Origin of the sequence: Rhodococcus sp. B10 (assembly GCF_011770055.1) — a bacterium.
Classification (GTDB): domain Bacteria; phylum Actinomycetota; class Actinomycetes; order Mycobacteriales; family Mycobacteriaceae; genus Rhodococcoides; species Rhodococcoides kyotonensis_B.
In genome coordinates this window covers 42,159-60,057 of the sequence record NZ_JAAFYV010000030.1, presented here as the reverse complement: position 1 = coordinate 60,057, position 17,899 = coordinate 42,159, and the positions used below count along the sequence as shown (strand labels likewise).

16 protein-coding genes are annotated in these 17,899 nt (G+C 65.3%); 6 read left to right on the top strand and 10 right to left on the bottom strand.

Annotated features, from left to right (window positions below; genetic code table 11):
- Positions 1-12 precede the first annotated feature (12 nt).
- A complete protein-coding gene (locus RhoFasB10_RS19145; RefSeq protein ID WP_346764433.1) occupies positions 13-1,386 on the bottom strand; it encodes a glutamate decarboxylase in 1,374 nt (457 codons plus the stop codon).
- Between the two features lie 34 nt (positions 1,387-1,420).
- The gene (locus RhoFasB10_RS19140; RefSeq protein WP_167678045.1) at positions 1,421-2,422 is read right to left on the bottom strand and encodes a bile acid:sodium symporter family protein; all 1,002 of its coding nucleotides are present in this window, start codon (positions 2,420-2,422) and stop codon (positions 1,421-1,423) included.
- Positions 2,423-2,785: 363 nt separating this feature from the next.
- Here RhoFasB10_RS19140 and RhoFasB10_RS19135 point away from each other — a divergent pair, with 363 nt between their 5' ends.
- The gene (locus RhoFasB10_RS19135; RefSeq protein ID WP_240931278.1) at positions 2,786-3,943 is read left to right on the top strand and encodes an alpha/beta fold hydrolase; all 1,158 of its coding nucleotides are present in this window, start codon (positions 2,786-2,788) and stop codon (positions 3,941-3,943) included.
- 31 nt (positions 3,944-3,974) lie between these two features.
- Here RhoFasB10_RS19135 and RhoFasB10_RS19130 read toward each other — a convergent pair whose 3' ends face one another.
- From RhoFasB10_RS19130 to RhoFasB10_RS19120, 3 genes are all read right to left on the bottom strand, one after another.
- Entirely contained in the window at positions 3,975-4,961 is a 987-nt protein-coding gene (locus RhoFasB10_RS19130; RefSeq protein WP_308115170.1) for a GGDEF domain-containing protein, read from the bottom strand.
- Between the two features lie 257 nt (positions 4,962-5,218).
- Positions 5,219-6,172, bottom strand: coding sequence for a DUF1648 domain-containing protein (locus RhoFasB10_RS19125; RefSeq protein WP_167678065.1), 954 nt, complete (start codon positions 6,170-6,172; stop codon positions 5,219-5,221).
- A gap of 80 nt (positions 6,173-6,252) precedes the next feature.
- Positions 6,253-6,654: an SdpI family protein gene (locus RhoFasB10_RS19120; protein WP_068429594.1), complete on the bottom strand. Its 402-nt coding sequence runs from the start codon at positions 6,652-6,654 to the stop codon at positions 6,253-6,255.
- Between the two features lie 69 nt (positions 6,655-6,723).
- Between RhoFasB10_RS19120 and leuS the strand changes: the two genes are divergently transcribed.
- Complete coding sequence (gene leuS / locus RhoFasB10_RS19115) at positions 6,724-9,534, top strand: leucine--tRNA ligase (RefSeq protein ID WP_222634487.1); 2,811 nt, start codon at positions 6,724-6,726, stop codon at positions 9,532-9,534.
- A 132-nt stretch (positions 9,535-9,666) separates the two neighbouring features.
- On the top strand, positions 9,667-10,926 hold the full coding sequence (locus tag RhoFasB10_RS19110) for a lipase family protein (protein WP_157105388.1): 1,260 nt from the start codon (positions 9,667-9,669) through the stop codon (positions 10,924-10,926).
- A 15-nt stretch (positions 10,927-10,941) separates the two neighbouring features.
- On the opposite strand, the gene RhoFasB10_RS19105 is transcribed toward RhoFasB10_RS19110, so the two are convergent.
- Positions 10,942-11,718: an SDR family NAD(P)-dependent oxidoreductase gene (locus RhoFasB10_RS19105; RefSeq protein WP_068430040.1), complete on the bottom strand. Its 777-nt coding sequence runs from the start codon at positions 11,716-11,718 to the stop codon at positions 10,942-10,944.
- A gap of 58 nt (positions 11,719-11,776) precedes the next feature.
- On the opposite strand from RhoFasB10_RS19105, the gene RhoFasB10_RS19100 reads away from it, so the two are divergent.
- Positions 11,777-13,549, top strand: a complete 1,773-nt coding sequence (locus RhoFasB10_RS19100) for a BTAD domain-containing putative transcriptional regulator (RefSeq protein WP_167678041.1) — start codon at positions 11,777-11,779, stop codon at positions 13,547-13,549.
- Between the two features lie 66 nt (positions 13,550-13,615).
- Here RhoFasB10_RS19100 and RhoFasB10_RS19095 read toward each other — a convergent pair whose 3' ends face one another.
- Positions 13,616-14,296, bottom strand: a complete 681-nt coding sequence (locus RhoFasB10_RS19095) for a thioesterase domain-containing protein (RefSeq protein WP_167678039.1) — start codon at positions 14,294-14,296, stop codon at positions 13,616-13,618.
- Between the two features lie 159 nt (positions 14,297-14,455).
- Here RhoFasB10_RS19095 and RhoFasB10_RS19090 point away from each other — a divergent pair, with 159 nt between their 5' ends.
- A complete protein-coding gene (locus RhoFasB10_RS19090) occupies positions 14,456-15,124 on the top strand; it encodes an SGNH/GDSL hydrolase family protein (RefSeq protein ID WP_346764432.1) in 669 nt (222 codons plus the stop codon).
- On the opposite strand, the gene RhoFasB10_RS19085 is transcribed toward RhoFasB10_RS19090, so the two are convergent.
- On the bottom strand, positions 15,121-15,447 hold the full coding sequence (locus tag RhoFasB10_RS19085) for an AzlD domain-containing protein (RefSeq protein WP_068429578.1): 327 nt from the start codon (positions 15,445-15,447) through the stop codon (positions 15,121-15,123). The two genes, RhoFasB10_RS19090 and RhoFasB10_RS19085, sit on opposite strands and share 4 nt — an antisense overlap.
- The gene (locus tag RhoFasB10_RS19080; RefSeq protein WP_068429575.1) at positions 15,440-16,129 is read right to left on the bottom strand and encodes an AzlC family ABC transporter permease; all 690 of its coding nucleotides are present in this window, start codon (positions 16,127-16,129) and stop codon (positions 15,440-15,442) included. Before RhoFasB10_RS19080 ends, RhoFasB10_RS19085 begins: the two co-directional genes overlap by 8 nt.
- 79 nt (positions 16,130-16,208) lie before the next feature.
- On the opposite strand from RhoFasB10_RS19080, the gene RhoFasB10_RS19075 reads away from it, so the two are divergent.
- Positions 16,209-16,652 (top strand): Lrp/AsnC family transcriptional regulator, encoded by a 444-nt coding sequence (locus RhoFasB10_RS19075; RefSeq protein WP_068430035.1) that lies wholly within the window; start codon positions 16,209-16,211, stop codon positions 16,650-16,652.
- Here RhoFasB10_RS19075 and RhoFasB10_RS19070 read toward each other — a convergent pair.
- On the bottom strand, positions 16,649-17,797 hold the full coding sequence (locus tag RhoFasB10_RS19070) for an MFS transporter (protein ID WP_240931287.1): 1,149 nt from the start codon (positions 17,795-17,797) through the stop codon (positions 16,649-16,651). The two genes, RhoFasB10_RS19075 and RhoFasB10_RS19070, sit on opposite strands and share 4 nt — an antisense overlap.
- Positions 17,798-17,899: the final 102 nt, after the last annotated feature.

Here is a 17,899-nt window from a genome sequence, read left to right as displayed (position 1 = left end):
TGCGAAGCCGCACTAATGGGCGAAATGCGTTGCGGTCGAGTGCCCTTCGCCTGCAGCCGACGCATTGAGCTGCTCGATCACCTCGTCGATCGCGATGCACAGCAACCGGCCCAGATCCGCGCTGAAGCCCTCACGCACGACGATACGAAGCACGGCGACGTCGGTCGCGTCGTCCGGCATCGTGTAGGCGGGCACCTGCCATCCGCGGGCTCGAAGTTCGTGGGAGATGTCGAAGACGGTGTACGGGTGTTCGCCGGTGAGCGTGAACGCAATGACCGGGATGGCACTGCCGTCGGTGACGACGACGAAGTCAGGATGCGCCGCCAGGTGCGCACTGACCCGAACGGCGGTGTCGCGCAACGCTTTCATGATGTCGGTGTAGCCGGGCCGGCCGAGGCGGAGGAAGTTGTAGTACTGCCCGACGACCTGATTGCCCGGGCGTGAGAAGTTCAACGTGAAGGTCGGCATGTCGCCACCGAGGTAGTTGACGCGGAACACGAGGTCCTCGGGCAAGTCCTTTTTCGTGCGCCAGACGGCGAAACCGATTCCGGGATAGACCAATCCGTACTTGTGCCCGCTTGCGTTGATCGACTTCACGCGCGGCAGCCGGAAGTCCCACTCGAGGTGCGGGTGGAGGAACGGGACGACGAAACCTCCGCTGGCAGCGTCGACGTGGACTGGAACGTCCGGTCCCCCGTTCGCCGCGATGGTGTCGAGCACGTCGCAGATCTCCGACACCGGTTCGAGCTCACCGGTGAACGTGGTTCCGAGGATCGCGACGACGCCGATCGTGTTCTCGTCGACGGCTTCTCGCACCTGCTCCGGCGTGATGACGTAGCGACCGGGCTCCATCGGCAGATACTTCGGTTCGACGTCGAAGTATCGGCAGAACTTCTCCCACACGACCTGAACGTTGCTCCCCAGCACGAGGTTTGGTCTGGAGCCGTCGGAAACCCGTGCACGCCAGCGCCACTTCAAGGCGAGACCCGCCAACATGACCGCTTCGCTCGAACCGATCGTCGACACACCCGTCGCCGACGACGGATCCTCCGGGTCGAGTCCCGGCGCATGGAACAGGTCCGCGACCATGTTGACGCAGCGCTCCTCGATCGACGCCGTCGCCGGGTATTCGTCCTTGTCGATCATGTTCTTGTCGAACGTCTCGGCCATCAACATCTCGGCCTGCGGGTCCATCCAGGTGGTGACGAAGGTGGCCAGATTGAGGCGGGAGGAGCCGTCGAGCATCAGTTCGTCGTGGATGAATCGGTACGCGGCGTCGGGGTCGAGTTGCTCGTCCGGAAGTCGGAGCGCGGGTACCGGATTCGTGGCGAGCCTGCCGGTGTAGGCCGCCGAGATCACGCCGTTAGGATGCTTCTTACGGGCCACGTCGTCCTCCAAGTCATAGGGGTGTGACCTGACGCTAACCCCGCGGAGCGGGCTTCGCATCACCCTCGACAGGCGAAGCGCGCGCGTAGCGCTGGGCCAGGACCGCGCACACCATGAGCTGGATCTGGTGGAACAGCAGCAGCGGCAACACGATCAGGCCGACGGGTTGGCCTGCGAACAGAACCGACGCCATCGGCAGTCCGCTGGCCAGGCTCTTCTTGGAGCCGCAGAACACCAGGACGATGCGGTCGGCGCGGGTGAATCCGAGCGCGCGGCCGATGACGGAGGTGAGTGCGAGGACGATCGCGAGAAGCACGATGCAGGTGGCGACGACTGCCACGATGCGCCACACCGAGACCGACGACCAGACGTGCTGGTTCATGCTTTCGCTGAATGCGGCATACACGACGAGAAGGATCGAACCCCGGTCGACGATCTTCGTGGGCTTGGAGTGCCGTGACAGCCAACCGGTCACGAGCGGCCGGATCAGCTGGCCGACGAGGAACGGAATCAGCAGCTGGGCGACGATGTCGAGAATCGACGACGCGTCGACGTGGGCATCGCCCGACGTGTTCATGAGCAGGATCACGAGCAGTGGTGTCACGAACACGCCGACGATGTTCGAGAACGACGCGCTGACGACGGCACCGGCGACGTTGCCCTTCGCGATGGACGTGAACGCGATCGACGACTGCACCGTCGACGGGACGAGACAGAGGAACAGGATGCCGGTGTAGAGGTCCTGCGTCAGGATGGTCGGTTCGAGGATCCGCAGCGCGAGCCCGATCAACGGAAAGATCACGTACGTCATCGCGAGTACGACCGAATGCAGCCGCCAGTGCTTGACGCCTTCCCACGCCTCCTGCGGGGACAGTCGTGCGCCGTAGATGAGGAACAGGAGGCCGATCGCGATCTTCGTCGCCCATCCGAGGACGTTTTCTGCCGTGCCGGTGGCCGGGAAGATGCTGGCGAGCCCGGCCACGGCGAAGATGCCGAGGACGAAGCCGTCGGGACGAGCCTGTCGGAGAACGTTCACTCGGCTCACGATATCCCCGGCGGTCAGCGCTGACGCACGCGACCTTGTGACCGACCCCAACCGGAGATCGGCACGAAGCGTGGATGTCCCGAAAGTCGCGCAATGACTTCCGCGCGCTCGTCGTTGCGCTCTACTGTGTGGCGAGGTTCAGCGGACAGCATCGACGTTGTGCCACAGGGGGGTTGAGGTCCGGGGGGCCGTTCATGCTGCGTACTTACCTGGTTCGACCCCGAGACGTTTCACGGGATTTCTCGAGATCTCGTCGATTCGTGTCGTAATCGATGCAGCCACGGCAACTTTCGCGTGATGCCGTCAGTAGAGAGCAGACGAAGAATGTCGATCAGAACAGTCCGAGCTGGAAACATGTCCCGAACTACCGCGTCCGTTGCCGCGCTGTCGGCCGCGATCATGTGCGCGGGCATGTCCGTCGCGTCGGCGCAACCCGCCGAGGAACCGGCGCCGCCGGCCGTCGTCACCGAGGACGGGACAGAGGTGGTTCCTCCGGAGGGTAGCGAGGAGGAGCGCCCCAAGGCCGAGGAACAGGGAATCGAGCGCCCGGACATCTCCGAGGTGCCGTCCGAGGCACGATCCACCTACGATCCGGAGAGTGAAACCGTCGGCTACGGCCCGGTTCAGAAGAACTTCATCGCCGGGTTCCTCTACAACATCGTCCATCCTGACGTGGCACCGCAGGGCGCCAACGACTGGAACTGCAAGCCGACCGAGGCCCACCCGAATCCCGTTGTCCTGCTTCACGGTACGTGGGAGAACGCGTACAACAACTTCGCGCGTCTGTCGCCGGCGTTGAAGGAAGCGGGTCACTGCGTGTTCGCGTTGAACTACGGTGACACCGATTCGAGCGGACTCGGACACGTCAAGTCCATCCGTGGTACCGGCCCTGTCGCCGAGAGTGCCAAGGAAATCGCCACGTATGTCGACGCGGTCCTCGCTCGCACCGGGGCGGACAAGGTCGACATCGTCGGTCACTCGCAGGGTGGTCTGGTGACCAGGCAGTACCTTCGATTCGAAGGCGGAGCCAACCCGGCCGACCCGAGCCAGAACAAGGTCGGCACGGTCGTCAGTGTCGCCGGATCCAATCACGGAACCACTCTCGTCGGCATCGGCTCGTTGGGCCGGACGATCAACAACCTCGGACTGAACGTGCTCGGTCTCGTGGGCGCCATCGCCGGACCCGCGGCATCCGATCAGGTGATCGACTCACCGCTCGTCAAGGCACTCGACGCGGGCGGCGACACCGAACCCGGCATCGATTACACGGTCATCGGAACTCGCTTCGACGAGGTGGTGACTCCGTACAAGACGACGTTCCTCACCGCCGGTGAAGGTGCCACCGTCAACAATGTTCTGCTTCAGGACGGTTGCGGCGTCGACTTCTCGGACCACCTGTCGATCTCGGTGTCCCCGAGGGCAATCGGCATCATCAAGAACGCGCTCGATCCGGAAGGCACGCCGGCCAGTGCCATCCCGTGCGTGTGGAACGGACCTGTGACCGGCGGCTGATCGCCGGATGAAACCGAACCGCATCGCGTCGTCAGAGAAATGTCGACGCGGTGCGGTTTCCGCCGTCGTACTTGGCCTGGTACATCATCGAGTCCGCGGCGCGGGTGGCCCGGGTGACCACCGATGTTTCCCCGCCCCAGATCTCGCCGGGTCGAGCGATGATGGCAGCGCCGACGCTGACGGTGACGGGAACCTGATCGTCGCGCCGATACAGAGCGTGGCCCACCTGACCGATGCGAGCATGAGTGGTCTCGTACGGCGCGCGGAACACGACGACGAATTCCTCCCCTCCCGTCCGCGCGACGAGGCCGTCCCGGTCGAAGAGCGCGGCCAGACGGTCCGACACCGTGACGATGACGCGGTCTCCCGTGTCGTGGCCGAAGTAGTCGTTCACCTGCTTGAAGCGGTCGATGTCGATCACGAGAACGACGAGACACTGCCCGAGTTCCTGACTGAACGAGACGAGTTCCTCGGCCGCGTCCTCGAGGCCCCGGCGGTTGAGCAGGCCGGTGAGCGGGTCGACGAGGGACCGCCGCGCGTCACGGCCGATCGCGGTCCACGCGATGTGCGCGAACAACGGGATCGCGCCGTTGACGGCCAGGACGACGAGACCCGCGGCGAGGATCGTCGCAATGTCTTCTTCGACGGACAGGCACGCACGAATGGTGATGACGACGATCAAGCCCACACACCAGATCAGATGCGCGAGCAGCAACCTCGGGCTGCAGAAGTAGGTGCAGAGCGCGCCGGTGACGACGAACAGGCAGCACCCGATCAAGGCCCCGATCGGTTCGTAGAGCACCAGGACGGACGTCAACCCGAGGTCTCCGAACACGGCGAAACCGATGAAATCGCGTCGTACGGGGAGCGGACCGAAGAAGCACCGCAGCGCGACGGCGAGCTGAACGAGCAGCATGACGCCGACCCACGCCTGTGCCCAGAATCCCTGCGGCCCGCGCGAGGAGAACAACATCAGGATGGACGACGCAGCGAACAGCAGTGTCGCTGAACCGAACACGATTCGAAGTGGTCCGTGCAGTCCACGCGTCGACCGATGGGAGACGATCCATTCGTAGTCGAACGGCTGGGTGTACCACTCCGTCAGTACGGCACGAACCGAATAGGTGTTCGGCCGACGATGACTCGCGGGTCGGCTACGTGAGACAGCGTCCTGTGCCGACGGCCTGTTCTCGTTCGTGCGAGCCTCCAGTCGTCACCCAGTGGTTGAAAAAGAGCCTAAACGACAAAAACGGCGATCGGTTTGTTTTCGGCGAATCACCGGGAGGACGCGAGCGTGTTGAGTGCCCCGGCAATACGTTCTGCGTGCTTGGTGGTGATGGTCAGGCGCTGGCCGTTGGCGAACGTCACGAACACCGCGGGACCTTTCGCGGTCGCGACGGCGTAGTTGCCGCGTCCCTTGACGCGTAGGCCCCACCCTCCGAAGTCCTCGAACGGAGTGACCTCGCGGACCGACGCTCCGGTGATCTCGTCGATCGAGTAGTCGAACGCCGCCATTCCGAGGCTGCGCACGTGCAGACCCGCACGGTCGACGACGAGTTCGTAGCGCATCAGCGACACCGGGAGGATCGCCAGCGGGACGAAGATGGCCAGTGGCCACCACGACTCGACCAGCCAGCAGGTCAGGACGGCCGCGGCAGCGACGATCGCGAAGAGCACGATGGTCCCGACGCGGCCGGCACCAAGCGGCTCGACGATCGGCAGGTCCGCGTCGGCGCGTGGGAGCGACGAGGGCGGCGGCTCGGTGGCGACGACGCGATCGCGGTAGTCACGCAGCAGCGACGCACCGAGAAGGCCGACGGCGAACCCGACGGCGGTTCCGAAGGCGAGCGCCCAGCCGGGAATCTCGATCGTCGTGACGTCCGTGACGTCCAGCTGGCGCGACAGGATGGCTACCTGCAGTACGACGATCAGGCCGACGACGGTCGAGCCGATCATCAGCATGGTTCTGCGCATGATCAGAAGGGCATGCGCGAGCGACGCGATCGCGCTGCAGCCACCGCCGACGAGAATCACGATGATGGCGAGGGTGATGGAGCTGGTCGTCGGGCTGGTGAAGCCGTCGGGAGCCGTGCCGGACCAGTGCGTCGCGATCTGGTCGGGTAGGCGTGGGCGCCAGATCCGGGTGAGCACGATCCCGAACACACCTGCCGCGATCGGCAGGAAGACGCCGAAAACAACGCCTGCCGGATCGAACGTCCGTTGCTTCATCGCCGGTTCAGCTTTGCTCACTCCGCAGGCTCCGCTCCCGACATCGGATTTTGCTCACTCCGCAGGCTCCGCTCCCGGCATCAGCTCGGAGCGCACGCATCCTTGAGGCTGCAGGAGATGCAGGAGTGCCCGCATCCGCCCGTCTCCTCGACCGGCTTCGCGGCGGCGGCGCGGGCGCCGATGGAACCACCGACACCCGCGGTGACGAACGCCGCGATCAAGCAGGCCACCACCGCGACGACGGCGAACACCCCGCTCAGCATGAGGCCGGCGGCGCCGCCGATCAGCAGCAGGAGTGCCGACGCGGCCGTGGTGGGACCGGCCACCTTGTTGGCCATGGCGAACGTTTCGTCGTCACGCATCGACTCTGCGGTACGGACACCTGCCCAGCGGTTACGGGGGAGTTTGCCCGTCAGGCTCGCGGCGGCGACGGAGCCGACGACGAGAGCGAGTACGAAGAGCAGTATCGACACGACGATCACGCCGGTAAGGATACGGCCACCACGGGTCCTCATACCAGGCGGCCCGATGGACCCCACTACTCTGGTTGCGTGATTGATCCAGTGGACGCAACTCCCGAGCACCGCTACACCGCGGATGTGGCCGGGCGCATCGAGCAGCAGTGGCAGGACCTGTGGGACGAGCAGGGCACGTTCGACGCCCCGAACCCGGTCGGCCCGCTTGCCGGTGACGTGCCTCAGGACAAGCTCTTCGTTCAGGACATGTTCCCGTACCCGTCGGGCAGCGGTCTGCACGTCGGACACCCGCTCGGGTACATCGCGACGGACGTCTTCGCGCGGTTCCACCGGATGCACGGACGGAACGTTCTCCACGCTCTCGGTTACGACGCCTTCGGGTTGCCGGCCGAGCAGTACGCCGTTCAGACCGGCACGCACCCCCGCACCACCACCGAGGCGAACATCGCCAACATGCGCCGTCAGCTGCGTCGCCTCGGGCTCGGACACGACCGTCGCCGTTCGCTCGCGACGACAGACGTCGATTTCTACCACTGGACGCAGTGGATCTTCCTGCAGATCTTCAATGCGTGGTACGACGTCGACGTGAAGAAGGCGCGTCCGATCTCGGAGCTCGAGAAGGAATTCGCCGACGGCTCACGGCAGCTGGAGGACGGCCGTGACTGGTCGTCGTTGAGTGCCGGTGAGCGCGCGTCGGTGCTCGACGGGTTCCGCCTCGTTTACGAGTCCAACTCGCTCGTCAACTGGTGCCCGGGTCTGGGCACCGTGCTGGCGAACGAGGAAGTCACCGCCGACGGCCGCAGCGACCGCGGCAACTTCCCGGTGTTCCGAAAGAACCTGCGGCAGTGGATGATGCGCATCACCGCGTACTCGGACCGGCTGATCGACGACCTCGAGTACCTGGACTGGCCTGACAAGGTCAAGACCATGCAGCGCAACTGGATCGGCCGCTCCCGCGGCGCGCAGGTCTCGTTCTCGGGGATCGAGGTGTTCACGACGCGCCCCGACACCCTGTTCGGTGCCAGCTACGTCGTTCTCGCTCCCGAACACGATCTGGTCGACGGCCTGGTTGCGGCCGAGTGGCCGTCCGACGTGCCTGCCGTCTGGACCGGAGGCGCTGCCACTCCTGCGGAAGCCGTTGCGGCCTACCGCGCGTCGATCGCCGCGAAGTCGGATCTCGAGCGTCAGGAGAACAAGGAGAAGACCGGTGTGTTCACCGGCTCCTATGCCGAGAACCCGGTCAACGGAGAGCAGGTTCCGGTCTTCATCGCCGACTACGTGCTCACCGGGTACGGTACCGGCGCGATCATGGCCGTCCCGGGTCACGATCAGCGCGACTGGGAGTTTGCAACCAAGTTCGATCTGCCCATCCGTGAGGTCATCTCGGGCGGAGATGTCACCGAAGCTGCTTTCGTCGGCGACGGCGCGTTGGTCAATTCCGGTTTCCTGGACGGACTTTCGGTCGACGACGCCAAGGCTGCGGTCGTCGCGAAATTGGAGGAGGACGGCAAGGGCCGCGGCACCATCCAGTACAAGCTGCGCGACTGGCTGTTCGCGCGTCAGCGGTACTGGGGTGAGCCGTTCCCGATCGTCTACGACAAGGACGGCAACGCTCACGCACTGCCGGATTCGGTTCTGCCCGTAGAACTTCCGGAGGTCGAGGACTACGCCCCGGTCTCCTTCGATCCCGACGACGCGAGCTCCGAGCCGTCGCCGCCGCTGGCCAAGGCGTCGGACTGGGTGAACGTCGAGCTCGATCTCGGTGACGGCCTGCAGACCTACCGCCGCGACACCAACGTCATGCCGCAGTGGGCAGGCAGCTCGTGGTACCAGCTGCGCTACATCGACCCGACCAATTCCGAGACGTTCGCGGACCCGGAGAACGAGAAGTACTGGGTCGGACCGCGTCCCGAGCTGCACGGACCGAACGACCCCGGCGGTGTCGACCTGTACGTCGGCGGCGTCGAGCACGCGGTGCTGCACCTGCTGTACTCGCGTTTCTGGCACAAGGTGCTGTTCGACCTCGGACACGTCAGCTCCAGCGAGCCGTACCGCCGGTTGTACAACCAGGGCTACATCCAGGCGTACGCGTTCACCGATGCGCGCGGTGTCTACGTGCCGGCCGACGAGGTCGAGGAGCGGGACGGCGGGTTCTTCTACCAGGGAGAACCGGTCAACCGGGAGTACGGGAAGATGGGCAAGAGCCTGAAGAACTCGGTCTCTCCCGACGACATCTTCGCCGAATACGGAGCCGACACCTTGCGTGTCTACGAGATGTCGATGGGTCCGCTGGACACGTCGCGCCCGTGGGCGACGAAGGACGTCGTCGGCGCACAGCGTTTCCTGCAGCGCGTGTGGCGTCTCGTGCTCGACGAGGAGACCGGCGCTGTCCGCGTCACCGACGACAAGCCGACCGAGGACACACTGCGTGTGCTCAACCGTGTCATCGACGGTGTGGAAGCGGATTACACTGCGCTGCGCGACAATACGGCCGGTGCCAAGCTCATCGAGCTGACGAACCATCTGACGAAGGCGTACCCGGACGGCGCCCCACGCGGTGTCGTCGAGCCGCTGATCCTGATGCTCGCCCCGATGGCTCCGCACCTGTCGGAGGAGCTGTGGAAGCGTCTCGGACACGACCGTTCGCTCGCGCACGGACCCTTCCCGCGTGCCGATCAGAAGTGGCTCGTCGCCGACACCGTCGACTACCCCATCCAGGTCAACGGCAAGGTGCGTAGCCGCATCACCGTGCCCGCGGATGCCACCAACGGCGACGTCGAGAAGACCGCGCTGGCAGACGAAAAGATCGTTGCTCTGCTGGGTGGCAAGGCGCCGACCAAGGTCATCGTCATCCCGGGTCGGATGGTCAACATCGTCGTGAAATAGTGCGTTGACGCACCCGTGCGCGGAAAGTCGGCCTCCGCTGCAACTTTCCGCGCACGGGTGGCGACGCCGCACTCTCACCCTTTTCGTGTGAATGCACAGCCGAGATTCTTGGCATGCGCTTTAATTCGTTCCATGTCACAGGTCGGTAAAGCGCTCGTCCTCACGTTGATTGCCTTCGTCGTCGGAACAAGCGCTCTCGTCGCGCAGGCCGACCCGGGGCCGGGCTCGCCCATTCCGGCCGACGACCCGTTCTACAGCTGGGACTCCTCGCTCGACGTCGCGCCGGGAGCCGTCCTGCGGTCCCGGCCGATGACGTTCGCGACGCCCACGCTGACCACGCCCATCCGGGGTGAGCAGGTGCTGTATCGCACCACCGATCAGCAGGGTGACGCCGTCGTGACCGTGGCGACGGTTCTGCGACCCCTCGTTCCCGGGCCGACGAAGATCGTCTCGTACCACATGGCGTACGACGCCCTCGGTTCTCAGTGCGACCCGTCGTACACGCTCAGCGGCGGTGCGACGAGCCCGATCGCGACCGCGGAGCAAGGCGTCATCGCCGGCTATCTGGCTGCCGGATACACCGTCGTCGCACCGGATTACGAAGGCGAAGAGCTCGAATGGACCATCGGGCGTCAGTCGGGGTACGCGGCGCTGGACGGCATCCGTGCGGCTCAGTCGTTCCTGCAGGTCCCGTCGTCGACACCCGTTGCGATGATCGGCTATTCAGGCGGATCGGTGCCGACGCAGTGGGGCGCCGAGGTCGCGCCGACGTACGCGCCCGAGCTGAATCTCGTCGGAATCGCGGCGGGTGGGTTGCCCGTCGATCTGGCACACAACCTGCCGTACGTGAGCGGAAGTGCGCAGTGGGCGGGCGTCATTCCGGCGTTGATCGTGGCGTACCAGCGCGCATACGGACTCGACACCGCGTCGTTCCTGTCCGAGTACGGTGCACAGGTGATCGATCAAGTCGACCAGGAGTGCATCGCGCAGTTCGCCGACGACTACCCCACCCTGACCGACGCGAGCATGGTGCGCGCGCCGTACACCTCGCTGCTGGATGTGCCGGAAGTCGTCGAGGCCATCAACGACAACATCATGGGCACGGCAGGCACACCGAGGACCCCGATGTTCCTTGCGGTGGGTCACGCGGATCCGATCGGCGACACCATCATGATCACCGCCGATGTGCAAGCGCTCGCGCACCAGTACTGCACCGACGGCGTCGATGTTCAGTACGCGCAGTACGACGGGCTGACGCACGGAGAAGCGTTCCTGCCCTTCGAAGCTCAGGGCCTGCAGTTCCTGACCGAACGCTTCGCGGGATCGCCGACGCACAGCAACTGCGCCACCATCCCGGTCGGCAATAGTCTCGCCCCGACGCCCGTGCCGTGATGCGCCGCAGGCGCACTAGATTCCCCCGTCGACGCGCACTACCGAGCCGTTCGTAGCGGACGCTGCGGGACTGGCGAGGAACGCCACCATGTTCGCGATCTCGTCGGGCTCGATGAACCGCTGCAGCAACGACGTCGGGTTGCCGGCCATGATCGCGGCCTTCATCTCGGCGACGGGTATGGACTGTGCATCGGCGATGGCTTCCACCGTCCGTGCTACGCCGTCCGAGTACGTCGGGCCGCCGAGCACCGAATTGACCGTCACCGCAGTGCCTTTCGTGAGCTTGGCGAGGCCGTTGGCGACGGCCAGCATCGCCGACTTCGACGTGCCGTAGTGAATCATGTCCGCCGGGACGTTCACGCCCGACTCACTGCTCACGAACAGGACACGGCCCCAGCCTCGGTGGAGCATGGCGGGTAGCAGTCGGCGCGACAACCGCACCCCGCTCATGACGTTGACGTCGAAGTAGCGGCGCCAGTCGGCGTCGGAGATGGTGTCGAACGCCTTCAGCTCGAACAGGCCGACGTTGTTGACGAGGATGTCGACGTCGGCGATGGTGCTGCACAGTCGGTTCACCTGCTCGTCGTCGGAGAAGTCGGCTGCGATGCCGTCGACGGATGCACCGGGTGCGTCGCGCCGTAGGCGTTCGACGGCCGTCGCGAGTGTGTCGCGGTCGCGGCCGTTGAGGGTGACGTCGACGCCTTCTCGGGCGAGTGTTCGGGCGACCGCGTAGCCGATTCCCTGCGTCGACCCGCTGACGAACGCCGACTTGCCGGAGAGTTTCAGATCCATGCCCCGATCGTCGCGCGGTCCGATCAGCACTCGATCAGCGCACACTAGAATTCGGCCGGTGAGCGAGCTACGAATCCGCGTTCTCGGCCAGGTCGAGGCGGAGATCGACGGCGTGGCAGTGCCCCTGTCGAAACCGCGGCACCGCGAGATTCTGAGCTTGTTGGTGGTGGGGCGCGGACGCACGGTGTCGACGTCCAGCCTGGTCGACGACCTGTGGGACGACGCCCCCGCCGGCGCCGTCGGATCCGTCCGCACGTTCATCGGTGAACTCCGCAGGATCCTGGAGCCGACGCGTCCGCCGCGGGCGGCGTCGGCTGTCGTCGTGACGCGAGGATCCGGATATGCGCTCGAACAGTGCAGCGTCGACCTGTGGCGGGTGGAGGCGGGAGAAGCCGGCCTCGACGAGTGGCGCGGAACGGCTTTCGACGAATTCGCGACGCGTCCCTGGGCGGCCGGGGAGCGTGCTCGGAATGCCGAGCTTCGAGCAGGAATGACGGAGCGGCGCGCGGGCGAGCTCTTGGACGAGGGGCGTCCGGGTGCGGTGGTTCCCTTAGTCGACGCGTTCGTCGACGAGCACCCGTGGCGTGAGGAAGGATGGCGAATCCTCGCCCTGGCGTTGTATCGCGTGGGGCGACAGGCGGATGCGCTTGCGGTGCTGCGCCGTGCCCGCGTGACGTTCGCCGAGGGACTCGGTTTGGATCCGAGTGATCGTCTGGGCGACATGGAACAGCGAATCCTGAACCGCGATCCGGGACTCGACCGAAGCGGCTCCATCCTGATGCAGGTAGCCGAGCAGTCTCGGCCGAGCACACGGTCACAGCTCGAAAGTGCCTCTGCGCTCGTGCCTTTGCTTGCCCTGTCGGGATCCGTCGGTGCGGCGACCGAACAACGTCTCGCGACGATCGCCGCGGCCGAGCAGGTGGGCGACCCGGAACTGACCGCACGGGTAATCGTCGGTTACGACGTTCCCGGCAGCTGGACGCGGTCGGACGATTCGGAGTTGTCCGCCGCGATCGTCGCCGCAGCGGACCGGGCGCTCACAGGATTGCCGGCGTCGGCGTCGAAACGTGTTCGTGCGCGGTTGCTTTCGACCATCGCGATGGAATCCCGCGGGGTGGGGAGTCGGATGGCGGAGGCTGTGGAAGCGGAGGCCATTGCCCGACGGCTCGGCGACCCCGCGCTGCTGTGCCTGACGCTCGGCGCGCGCTACCTGCAGGCGTTCGAGTCGACTGGTCTGGCGCGCGACCGATGCGACATAGCCGACGAGACAGTGGAGCTCGCGGTGGAGGCGGAACTGTCGACGTTCGAGATCGCCGGCCGGCTGTACCGGATGCAGTCACTGTGCGCGCTCGACGACATCCCAGCCGCTTCGAGGGAAGCAGACCTGATCGACGGGTTGGCTCAGCGGTTCGATCGTCCCCTGGCGTCGGTGTTCATCGCGTGGTTCCGGTACACGTTCGAGGACGGACCGGATCCTGTGGAGACGGCCGAGATGCCGGGTTTCGTGACCGGGTTGCACGCACTGTCCGATCTGACAGTCGCCGTGCGGAACGGAAAGCCGCTGCCCGACGGCGATTTCGGGCCCTACGAGCCGTGGGCGCGTGGATTGTTCGAGCCGAAAGTGCTCGATTCCGTTCCCGATCCGCCGCACGACCTGATGTCGGAGGTGTGCTGGTACCTGACGGGTGTGGCGGCACTCGCTGTGGGACATAGGGATTCGATGCAGCGCGTTCACGAGGCGTTGTTGCCGGCGGCATCCGAACGAGCAGCCGGAAGTGGATGCATCGACCTCGGGCCGATCGCGCCACTGCTGGAGCGGTTGGCGCTCTGACCGTCGAAATTTACCCTCCTATTGTGCGGAATCCGGGCTCGAAACCGCACAATAGGAGGGTAAATTTCAGAAGAATCGATTGACCAACGGCCCGACGAGACCGAAGGCCGAGGCGTCGGGAACGAGGTATTTGGCGACGGTTCCGTTGACGAACGCGTGCCATGCCGGCCCGCCGTCGGATTCGACCCCGGAGACGACGAACGCCTTGCCGACGAAGACGCCCGGGAAGTGACGGCTGGCCAGCTTCTCGTTGTGGGCGGCGACGGCGAGTAGTTCCTCGACGCGGCTGCGGTCGATGACGTCACCCATGCGCGACAGCAGGTCCGGCTGAGGGCGGTGGGCGAGCGGATCGCTGTCGACGAGGACCAGGCTGTCGACCGCCACGCCCCTGGCTTGCAACTCGACGGCCACCGCGTGCGCGAGCAGTCCGCCGAACGACGTGCCGAGCAGATGCAGCGGGCCGTCGGTGTGGACGTCGAGGATGTGGTCGGCGTAACGGGCCGCGAGTGCAGTCAACGATGCAGGCCGCTCACCGATCGCCTGGACTCCGAAGACGGGGCGATCGTCGTCGATGTATTCGACGAGTTCGGCGTAGCAGCTGGTCAGGCCTTCGAGCGGGTGGATGCAGAAGACGGGTGCCTGGGTTCCGGTTGCTCGGATGGGCACGATGGCCGGGGCCGCGTAGGCAGTGATGGTGTGATCGGGCAGCTCGGTGGCCGGCTTCGAGTAATCGTTGACGACGGTCATGCTGAGCCTCCGAGGGGGTGTGTGTCTTCGTTCTGCCTGACGAATATGTCGGGTGAGAGTCGCAATGTGTTACCCGGGTCTCATAACGAATCGGCACTCATGCAGAAGCCGTCGAGCGAAGAGCGGAAACCTGGCGACCCCGACACCTACCATCCACATGTGACCGAGACTGCTGCTCGACGCCGACGCATCCGGCTGGCACTGTGCGCGGCCGTCGCATTCGCCGCGACCTCGCTGACGACCGGAACCGCCCACGCTGCGGCCCCGCCCCTGAAGGTGTCGATCATCGGCGATTCGTTCAGCGCCGGCGTCGGAGCGAGCGCCGGAGCCGGGTACGCCACCGTGCTTGCAGCGCGCGGCTGTTGGGACTCGAACCTCGTCGCCGAGTCGGGCAGTGGTTATGCGGCGAGCCCGAACCCGTTCGTCAGTCTGCAACGAGTCACGAAAGCCGCGTCGACGCTGCCCGACGTCATCGTCATCCAGGGCTCCGGCAACGACCGCGGTGACGCGAGGCTGTTCGTCGCGGCCACCGGTCTGTACGCGACGTTCCGCGTCATCGCACCGCAGGCACGGATCGTCGTCGTCGCGCCGACGGGTGCTCCGAATGCCAAGCACGACAACATCGACACGATCCGACGCACCCTGCGCGACGCGGCGCAGCTCACCGGCGTCACCTTCCTCGACCCACGGGCCGAGGGTTGGCTGAACTTCTCGACCGATTATGCGCCCGACGGCATCCACCCGAACACCCGCGGCCACGCGCGGATGGCCGACCGGTTGTTCGACGACCTTGTCGCACTGGGTATCCCGCGCGTCGACAGCTGTTAGACGACCCAGTTCAGAAGCACGACGCACACTGCAGTCCCGGAGAGGATGCTCAGGGCGACGTTGCGTCGCCAGAGGTGTACGCCTGCGGTGACGAGAACGCCTGCGATCTGCGGAATCCCGTGATGCGTAGCGCCGACGTCGATCGACGACAGCGCGTACATGGCCAGAATCGCGACTGCGCCGAGAGGCATCCACCGTCCGATGGAGTCCAGCAGTGCCGATTCACGTAGCCGTGCGCGAACCGCGAACGGTATGGCGCGCAATGCAAATGTGATCGCAACGGCCACCCCGACCGCTCCTGCGAGATAGCCGTAATCAGGCACGAGCGCTCCTCACATGCCGAACGATCAACGTCATCGTGAACACGCACATCGACACCACCAGCATCGACCCGGGCGAGAACAGCAACCCGACTGCACCCGACAACACGGCAAGCACGAGCGTCACGCGGTTCGGGTCCGCGCGGTACGCGTCGACTACGAGGACGACGAACAGAGCTGTCAGCACGAAATCGAGGCCCTGAACGTCGCCGAGCACCGTGTGCCCGGCGAGCCCTCCGAGAAACGATCCGACCATCCACGACATGTGCAGTCCCAGCTGCGTCCAGAGGATTCGACCGCTGCGCATGCGGCTGGTGATCATTGCGAACGCCTCGTCGCACAGCGCAAAGATGCTGTACAGCTTGGCGAATCGGCCCTCGACACGATGCAGCGGGAACGACAGCCCGTAGAAGAGGTGTCGCGAATTGACCAGAAACGTCGTCACCGCAACCGCTGCCAGAGGCGCAGCCGCCGCGAGCATGCCGATGAGAACGAACTCGACCGATCCGGCGAACAGCACTCCCGAAATGATCGGCGCGATCCACCACGGAAAACCGTGCGACGTCACGACGACGCCGAAGCCGAGTCCCAATGTGAACAGCCCGAACCAGATCACGCCCGCCGAGCGGAACGCGTCGACGAACGATCCCGTGGTGGTCGGCTGCAGTTCTTCGTGCACGGTCATGACGCAAGGATAGGAAATTCGGCGCGTGATTTTATTGCCCGATCTTGCCGATACGGGGATGCACGCGCAAGATATTCACGTGGATTCGATCGACGAACATATCTTGTTGCTCCTGCAGGAGAACGGTCGCCTGACCAACCAGGAATTGGCGGCCCGCGTCGGCCTCACCCCGGCCCCGTGCCTGCGGCGTGTCCGCAAGCTAGAGGACGACGGCATCATCACCGGATACTCCGCGATCGTCGATCGGACCCGCCTCGGCAAGGGGTTCGAGGTCATCATTCACGCAGACCTCGTCGCCAAGAATCTGGCGACGACGCAGGCGTTCGAGGATCGGATCGCAGCGATGCCCGAGGTTGCCGAACTCCGGCGCATGTTCGGCATCCCCGACTACTTCATTCGCGTGCGCGTCGCCGATCTCGCGGCCTACGAGCAATGGTTGACGGTCCAGCTGATGGGCGACAAGGCCATCGCCCGCGTCGACTCGCGCATCACGATGAAGCTCATCAAGACCGACGCGCCTTAGACGGTGACGAGGTCCCCGGTCTTGTTCAGCTGCAGATCCCGCACCCAGACCAGCAACGCCACGACTGCGAAAGCAGCTCCCGTCATGCAGACGCCCGTCCAGCCGAAGTGCGTCCAGGCGAACGTGCCTGCAGCCGATCCCGCCGACGCGCCGACGAAGTACGTCGTCATGTAGATCGAGTTGATACGTGCCCTGGCCTCCGGCTCCAGCGCGTAGACGACGTTCTGGTTGCTGACGTGCACCCCTTGCAACGCCAGGTCGACGAGCACGAACGCCAGCACGAACACGAGCCAGTACGTGCCTCCGACAGCGAACAGCAGCCACACCGCGACCAGCAGCACGACGCCCGAGCCGGTGGCCCATTGCACGTATCCGCGGTCGGCCAGGCGACCGGCGACCGACGCCATCAACGCACCGGCGACGCCCGAGAGTCCGATCAGACCGATCTGGGCCGCAGAGAATCCGTACTTCGTGGTCAGCAGGAGCGTCATCGTCGCGAACACCGTACTGACCGACGCGAAAGACAACGCTCCGAGCAGCGACCGCGTGCGCAGCCGTGGGTGACGACGCACGAGTCGGCCCATCGACACCAGGGCGGGCAGATATGCGACGCCGGCAGTCGTCGTGTTGCGGGGCAGCACTCGCCAGAGGCCGAAGGCCGACAGCAGCATCAGTACCGCCGCCAGTCTATAGACCCCCTGCCATCCGGTGACTCCGGACAGAACGCCGGAGATGCTGCGCGCCAACAGGATTCCCGTCAGCAGCCCACCCATGACGATACCGACGATGCGCCCCGAGTCCGAGGGATGCGCCATCGAGGCCGCGAACGGAACGATGACTTGCGCTGCGACGGAGAACAATCCGGCCATCGCGGTACCGACCAACAGCCACGACAGAGCTGGGGAGAATCCGGCGATCGCCTGCCCCGTCGCGGCGAGCACCATCAGTCCGACGCTCAACGTCCGGCGGTCGACCACATCACCCAGCGGTACGAGAAGAAGCAGTCCGAGCGCGTAGGACACCTGTGCAACGGTCACCGACACCGCGGCAGCGGATTGCGAGACTCCGAACTGGGTGGCGATGAGATCGAGCAGTGGCTGATTGAGGTAGTTGCCTCCGGCACTCAGGCCGGTCGCGACGGCCATCAGGGCGACGACCGGGGTGCCGATGCCGGATTCTCTGGACGATGTGTTCACGAGTAACAGCATTCTCTCGAGCGACTGTGCTGTCCAATAGATCGATCAGCA

Coding starts and splice junctions, on each gene's coding strand:
- RhoFasB10_RS19135 (WP_240931278.1), top strand. CDS start 2,786: ATGTCCCGAACTACCGCGTCCGTTGCCGCGCTGTCGGCCGCGATCATG.
- RhoFasB10_RS19105 (WP_068430040.1), bottom strand. CDS start 11,718: ATGGATCTGAAACTCTCCGGCAAGTCGGCGTTCGTCAGCGGGTCGACG.
- RhoFasB10_RS19070 (WP_240931287.1), bottom strand. CDS start 17,797: ATGGCCGTCGCGACCGGCCTGAGTGCCGGAGGCAACTACCTCAATCAG.
- RhoFasB10_RS19125 (WP_167678065.1), bottom strand. CDS start 6,172: ATGAAGCAACGGACGTTCGATCCGGCAGGCGTTGTTTTCGGCGTCTTC.
- RhoFasB10_RS19080 (WP_068429575.1), bottom strand. CDS start 16,129: ATGACCGTGCACGAAGAACTGCAGCCGACCACCACGGGATCGTTCGTC.
- RhoFasB10_RS19095 (WP_167678039.1), bottom strand. CDS start 14,296: ATGACCGTCGTCAACGATTACTCGAAGCCGGCCACCGAGCTGCCCGAT.
- RhoFasB10_RS19110 (WP_157105388.1), top strand. CDS start 9,667: ATGTCACAGGTCGGTAAAGCGCTCGTCCTCACGTTGATTGCCTTCGTC.